Genomic DNA, 6,215 nt, shown 5'->3' with positions numbered 1-6,215 from the left:
AACCCTTCGCTCGAGGCGACCCTCCACGGCTTGGCACTTGGGCCGCGAGCCCGCGGTGCCTATCATCGGTCCCGCGGCCCAAGCGCCAACCCGCGGCGGTCGCCTCAGCTCAAACGTTAGGCCTCAAGTGACCCAAGCAGTAGCGTCTCGTCCCAATCAAGCTCTTGGCTTCGTCGCGTGGTTGGCGCTTTGCGTCGCCACCAGCAGCATCGGCGCTCTCGCGTCTGCCAACGCGCGGACCTTCTACGCCGATCTGGTTCGCCCGGTATGGGCGCCACCAGGCTGGGTCTTCGGGCCGGTATGGTCGGCTCTCTTCCTGGCCATGGCTGTAGCAGCCTGGTTGGTCTGGCGCGTACCTCAGCCGAGCAAGGCTCGGTCAGCCGCCCTCAGCTTGTTCGTCGCGCAGCTCGTCGCCAACGCGCTGTGGAGTTGGCTGTTCTTTGCGTGGCACCTTGGTGGTCTGGCCTTCGCAGAGGTGCTGCTTCTTTGGCTGCTCATCGCCTCAACGCTCATCGCCTTCTGGCGCGTCAAGCCAGCCGCCGGCTTGCTTCTGGTGCCTTACCTTGCGTGGGTCACCTTTGCCTCGGCACTGAACTACACGCTCTGGCAACTGAATCCCACCATCCTGGGCTGAGCTGCTGCGAGTTGAGGCCTAACCCTTCACTCGAGGCGACCCTCCACGGCTTGGCACTTGGGCCGCGAGGCGTGCACCTCGCGGCCCAAGCGCCAACCCGCGGCGGTCGCCTCAGCTCAAACGTTAGGCGTCAGATGCCACCGCCGCGCCGCCTTCCCCATCTCAGTCTTGTTCTGTCGCTAGTCGCAACTCTTGCTGGTTGTGCAAGTACGACAGTCACGGTTCAGCCGTCGCCACAGGCGCCGGTATGCAGCGGCACATCGTCGGCGCTCGTGCTCTGGTCCCCGCGCTGGCGCCCCGATCAGAAGGACGTTGTTGCACGCGAAGCTGCCGCGGCAAAGGGACTAAACGACTTCTTTACCCAATCAGGTTGCTTCGCCAGTGCCGAGTTGCGGCGAGTCCCAAGCCTGGCTTCGCTGACCCTCAGCGCCATTCCAGAGCAAGTGGCGAGTTCTCGGTTCAAGGTGCTTGGCGTCGAGGTTCGCGAACTGGGTCCAGTGGTCAAGCTACTTTCCTCTGCCGCGCTCGTAGAGGGCGGCACCGAGGTCGTCCTGCGGATCACCGAATTCTCGCCAGACTCTGGCGCAAGTCTTCGAGAGTTCACGGTCCATTGGAGTGACGGTGGCGCCGGCGTCGTCAAAGGAGTTGCCAGCCTTCCCAACGACATGCAGGCCGCCCTGCGCGCAGCCCTACAGCCCGGCTCTACTACGAGGTGACGCCTAACCCTTCGCTCGAGGCGACCCTCCACGGCTTGGCACTTGGGCCGCGAGGCAGTTGTTCATATCATCCGCCTCACGGCCCAAGCGCCAACCCGCGGCGGTCGCCTCAGCTCAAACGTTAGGCGTCGCAAGCCACCTCTTGAGCGTCAGTGTTCGACCGCGAGACCGCTGTACCAGGTTCACTTCGCCAGGCGAAATGTTGGCGCGGCCGTCACCGCTTCAACTGAAACGTTGCTCCCCCTTAGCAGGCGCATCAACGCGAGTCTGCGCTACTACACTTGTTCGCATCTCGTTCATGGCATAACGCCCGAGGCGCCCATGCTCCAGCTCCGCCCGTCCTGCGAGTGTTGCGATGTGAACCTTCCACCAGAGGCATCCAATGCTCGAATCTGCTCCTTCGAATGCACCTTCTGTGAGAACTGTGCCAGTGCCAAGCTCGGTGGCCAGTGCCCAAACTGCGGCGGGGAGTTGGTTCGTCGCCCCATCCGGCCGGCGGGGAAGCTAGCCAAGTTTCCGCCCTCAGCCGAACGAGTGTTCAAACCACAAGGTTGCTCGACTAGCTCGTAGTGGTGCTCGCTGCACGCAACGCGACGCCTAACCCTTCACTCGAGGCGATCCCCACCGGCTGCGCGCTTGGGCCGCGAGGCGCTCGCTGGCATCATGCACCTCGCGACCCAAGCGCTCCGCCGCCGGGGTCGTCTCAGCTCAAACGTTAGGCGTCATGCAAGCCGCTAGGGCGGGGCGCGAACCAGCTGTCGCGTACGCGTCAGCGGCCGCTCGGAACCGGCGGTAGCTTCGGGCTCTTGCTACCCGGAGAGTGCATGAGTACCTTCCTTAATCCCGTCCGCCTCGCAAAGGTTACTGGCACGTACCATTGGCGCGAGGATGCGCGGTTTGATCATGAGTACTACGAGTCGGCGCACGCGCGGCTGACCACCCATCTACTCGCGCCGCTTGATCTGGTTCGCTTCGAGTGCGACAGAACTGTCGGCCCCGGGCCCTGGCAGCCTGGCATCGTCGTCGCTACGTCCAATGCGTACTTCCAGTCTGTTGCTGCTGCCCACGAAGCCCTATCCAGGGTTGGCGCAGAGTTGGCCGCGGACTTGCCCAACTACACGAACATTCGACCCGTACTTCACGTGTCGGAGGTTCTTGCGCACGCGAGGTGACGCCTAACCCTTCACTCGAGGCGACCCTCCACGGCTTGGCGCTTGGGCCGCGAGGCGCTCGCTGGCATCATGCACCTCGCGGCCCAAGCGCCAAGCCGCGGCGGTCGCCTCAGCTCAAACGTTAGGGCGCTCAGAACCCACGCACCACTCCGTAGCGAGAAGGAATCATGAGCATCGAGCGCATCAAAGAGTCCCTTCGGCAGGTTGCCCAGCATTTCGCGGAACACCCTCAGGATGCGCTGTCGCAGGACAGGCCGGCCACATCTGTGCTCGAGTCTGGCCTGCGTTGCCGCGCCGAAGGGCCCAACGGTACGGTATTGGTGAGTGACATGCCGGCTCCGGTCGGAGGCACCGGGAGCGCTCCGTCGCCTGGCTGGCTGCTGCGCGCCGCGCTTGCAAACTGCGATGCGACCCTTATCGCCATGCGAGCCGCCCAACTCGGAATTGTCCTCACGCACCTAGAGGTCGCGGTCGGGAGCGAGTCCGACGATCGAGGTCTTCTCGGACTTTCCGACTCTGTGCCGCCGGGCCCGCTGAGCGTCAGCGTCGTTGTCCGCATTGCCGCTGAAGGTGCATCTCCGGACCAACTCCACGAGTTGGTCCGGTGGGCCGAAAAGCACTCCCCGGTCAGCGATGCCGTTCGCAGGGCCGTACCGGTCACAACGCAAGTCACAGTTCAGTAGTTGGTCCGCGAGAGCGCCCTAACCCTTCGCTCGAGCGGACCTCCACCGGCAAGGCACTTGGGCCGCGAGGCGCTCAGGCCTATCATGCTCCTCGCGGCCCAAGCGCCTTGCCGGTGGCGTCCGCTCAGCTCAAACGTTAGGCCGCATGAGAACCGTCGAAGCGTCTCGCTGCACTCTTGAACCCCTGGTGGTGGCTCATGCCCACGAGATGTTTGCGGTGCTCTCCGACCCGGCCATCTACGAGTTCGAGAACGAACCGCCGCCGTCGGAGGCTTGGCTCGCAGAGCGCTATGCAAGGCTTGAGCGTCGTGCCTCCTCGGACGGAAGCCAATTCTGGCTCAACTGGGTCTTGCGCTTGCCCGGTGGCGAGCTTGCGGGCTATGTCCAGGCGTCGGTGCTGCGCTCAGGGGCTGCACTGGTCGCGTACGAGTTGGCCAGTAGCCATTGGCGCAAGGGCATCGGCAGTTGCGCCGTATCGGCCATGCTCGAAGAACTTCAGACGAACTACGGTGTCAGCCTATTCGCAGCCGTGCTCAAGGCCGCCAACTACAGGTCCCTCGGGCTGCTGCGTAGCCTCGGTTTCCAATCCGCCTCGCCGCAGCAAGTGGTTGAGTTCGGTGCGGAGCCCGACGAGGCGGTCATGGTCATGCCGGCTGCTTCCACCGGGCATGCGGCCTAACCCTTCGCTCGAGTGGACTCGCTCCGGCATGGCACGTGGCCCGCCTACCGGTGTGGTACATCATCCGTCCGGCGGGCCAAGCGCCATGCCTACGCTCGCCCCTCAGCTCAAACGTTAGGCCGCAAGGACAACCACAGTGCACTCCTCCATCCGTAAGCCACAAGTCTGCGTTCTCGGCAGTGCGGAGCCTGGCTCCGCTGCGTACGAGCTGGCTGGTCAAGCCGGTGCATTGCTCGCGCAGCACGGCGTCACGCTGGTAAGTGGCTGCGGCAGCCCAGCCACACGGGTCGCTGCGGAGCGCGCCGTCGCGTCAGGTGGTCTGGTGCTAAGCATCGTTCCGCCCGATCAAATGCCACCGCCGGACTGGCCGGCTACCGTTGTTGTGCCATGCGGCATGGGCGATGCGCGCAACCTGCTCATGGCACTGTCCGGAGATGCCTGTCTCGTCATCGGCGGTCGCGCCGGCACCATCTCCGAGGTGTGTCTTGCTTGGCTTCACAAGCGCCCGCTCCTGCCGCTCGTCGGCTGTGGTGGTTGGTCAGAGTCCTTGCCGAGCAATCCACCCGACGAGCGCCAGAACTCTCCAATCCTTCCCTGGGCAACGGTTGGCGAGCTCGAGCATCAGCTTCGCAAGCTTCAAATCATCCGCTGAGCGTTGGTGTCGGCACGCATTGCGGCCTAACCCTTCGCTCGAGTGGACCCGCACCGGCATGGCACTTGGCCCGCGAGGCTCCTCAGGTCATCATCCGCCTCGCGGGCCAAGCGCCATGCCGGCGCGGTCCCCTCAGCTCAAACGTTAGGCCTCACAAATTCCACCAATGCGCCCCTCTACAGTTCTTGCGTTCGCACTCTTCTGCTGCGGCACAGCTAACGGCGCAGAATTCCCAGTGCTAGTTGAAACGTTCACTACTCCTGTACTGGCCGGCGTACAGCTGTCGCTCAAACGGAGCTTCGACCAGGGTCGACTCGGACAAGCGCAATTTGACTGCCTCATGTCGATCCCGTCTTCACGTTTCCAACCCACGGTGCGCGCTCTTCTGGAGGAGTCTCTTATGCCAAATGAACTTGAAGCTGCAGAGCGCTTCTTCTCCACCGAATCCGGTCGCGCCTACGCGAAGCAAGGCTTGGCCGGCGTGTACACCGCGGTTGGGTCCGTTCCGCCAGAACCCGTGCCGCAGCTCTCAAGCAGCGACCAAGTCGCCATTGCTCAGTTCTCTGCGTCAACTGCTGGCAAGCGGCTCATCCACGACAAGGCGCTTGAGAGTCCCGAAGCTCGCCAGAAGTTGGCTGCCGCTATCCGCTCTGCCGCTGAGCCGTGCCGCCACGCCCAGTGAGGCCTAACCCTTCGCTCGAGCAGACTCGCTCCGGCATGGCACTTGGCCCGCGAAGCCGTGGTTCGCATTGTCGGCCTCGCGGGCCAAGCGCCACGCCTGCGCTCGCTGCTCAGCTCAAACGTTACGCAGCACAGGAGAACGAGTGGCTAGTGTTCCGCCGAACGACGAACCATTTGAGGTCAGAGTCCTCGGCCCGAACGACGTGGCGACGGTTCGCGCAATGCTCGCTATGTTCGGCCGCGAGTTCGACGATGAGCACGCGTATAGCAGCAGGCAACCGAATGATCGCTACCTTCAGCGCCTGCTCGACAGCGACACCTTCGTCGCCATTGTCGCCCTGACCGGCACCAGAGTCATCGGTGGGCTGGCAGGCTACGTCCTGCCGAAGTTCGAGCAGGCCCGCTCGGAGTTCTACATCTACGACCTGGCAGTCGAGGAGGCTCACCGTCGGCGCGGTGTCGCCTCGAGCCTGATCGAACGGCTCAAGAAGCTCGCCGTAGCCCGAGGCATCTACGTCATCTTTGTTCAGGCTGACCTAGGCGACGATCCTGCGATCGCCCTGTACACCAAGCTGGGCGTTCGTGAAGACGTCCTTCACTTCGACATTGCGCCCAGCGCGGGTGCTGCCTAACCCTTCGCTCGAGAGGGACCTCCGCCAGCAAGGCACTTGGGCCGCGAGGCGCTCGTGGTCTATGCTGCGCCTCGCGGCCCAAGCGCCTTGCCGGCTCCGGCCCCTCAGCTCAAACGTTAGGCAGCATATTCCAATGTCGATCTACTCCGACGCTGTAGAGGCCGCTTGGCAACTCCTCGTAGATTGGGTGGCCGGAGGTCGACTCACTCCTCGAAACGAGGAGGACGTTCAGTGCTTTCTCTATCACGGGTTGGTTTCGCACCTGCAAGACGCCCGTGCAATTCGAACCAAGGCGAGCAGCGGGAGCCGGCGATGTCCCGCTCGCTGTTGAACCGTGACCGGTGACGGCTCCTCGGTGGACATGCT

At 63.8% G+C, this 6,215-nt stretch carries 8 protein-coding genes; all 8 read left to right on the top strand.

The window, feature by feature from the left end; genetic code table 11:
- The first annotated feature begins 127 nt into the window (after positions 1 to 127).
- Positions 128 to 634, top strand: a complete 507-nt coding sequence (locus tag D9C15_RS32305) for a TspO/MBR family protein (RefSeq protein ID WP_128003567.1) — start codon at positions 128 to 130, stop codon at positions 632 to 634.
- A gap of 1,037 nt (positions 635 to 1,671) precedes the next feature.
- Positions 1,672 to 1,920 (top strand): DUF1272 domain-containing protein, encoded by a 249-nt coding sequence (locus tag D9C15_RS32300; RefSeq protein WP_128003566.1) that lies wholly within the window; start codon positions 1,672 to 1,674, stop codon positions 1,918 to 1,920.
- 254 nt (positions 1,921 to 2,174) lie between these two features.
- Positions 2,175 to 2,522 (top strand): EthD family reductase, encoded by a 348-nt coding sequence (locus D9C15_RS34650; protein ID WP_128003565.1) that lies wholly within the window; start codon positions 2,175 to 2,177, stop codon positions 2,520 to 2,522.
- Between the two features lie 167 nt (positions 2,523 to 2,689).
- Complete coding sequence (locus D9C15_RS32290; protein ID WP_128003564.1) at positions 2,690 to 3,205, top strand: OsmC family protein; 516 nt, start codon at positions 2,690 to 2,692, stop codon at positions 3,203 to 3,205.
- Between the two features lie 145 nt (positions 3,206 to 3,350).
- Positions 3,351 to 3,884, top strand: coding sequence for a GNAT family N-acetyltransferase (locus tag D9C15_RS32285; RefSeq protein WP_128003563.1), 534 nt, complete (start codon positions 3,351 to 3,353; stop codon positions 3,882 to 3,884).
- 136 nt (positions 3,885 to 4,020) lie between these two features.
- Positions 4,021 to 4,536: an SLOG cluster 4 domain-containing protein gene (locus tag D9C15_RS32280; RefSeq protein ID WP_128003562.1), complete on the top strand. Its 516-nt coding sequence runs from the start codon at positions 4,021 to 4,023 to the stop codon at positions 4,534 to 4,536.
- Between the two features lie 235 nt (positions 4,537 to 4,771).
- The gene (locus tag D9C15_RS32275; RefSeq protein WP_128003561.1) at positions 4,772 to 5,218 is read left to right on the top strand and encodes a hypothetical protein; all 447 of its coding nucleotides are present in this window, start codon (positions 4,772 to 4,774) and stop codon (positions 5,216 to 5,218) included.
- 142 nt (positions 5,219 to 5,360) lie between these two features.
- A complete protein-coding gene (locus D9C15_RS32270; RefSeq protein ID WP_205854966.1) occupies positions 5,361 to 5,849 on the top strand; it encodes an AAC(3)-I family aminoglycoside N-acetyltransferase in 489 nt (162 codons plus the stop codon).
- Positions 5,850 to 6,215: the final 366 nt, after the last annotated feature.

The sequence above is a fragment of the Piscinibacter defluvii genome (genome assembly GCF_004011805.1).
Lineage (GTDB): Bacteria > Pseudomonadota > Gammaproteobacteria > Burkholderiales > Burkholderiaceae_C > Piscinibacter > Piscinibacter defluvii.
Note: the sequence above shows the minus strand (reverse complement) of the source record. Positions and strands in the feature narration are given on the sequence as shown.

Bases quoted from the DNA above. Each gene is read 5' to 3' on its own strand.
- D9C15_RS32285 (WP_128003563.1), top strand. From the start codon at position 3,351: ATGAGAACCGTCGAAGCGTCTCGCTGCACTCTTGAACCCCTGGTGGTG.
- D9C15_RS34650 (WP_128003565.1), top strand. From the start codon at position 2,175: ATGAGTACCTTCCTTAATCCCGTCCGCCTCGCAAAGGTTACTGGCACG.
- D9C15_RS32290 (WP_128003564.1), top strand. From the start codon at position 2,690: ATGAGCATCGAGCGCATCAAAGAGTCCCTTCGGCAGGTTGCCCAGCAT.
- D9C15_RS32300 (WP_128003566.1), top strand. From the start codon at position 1,672: ATGCTCCAGCTCCGCCCGTCCTGCGAGTGTTGCGATGTGAACCTTCCA.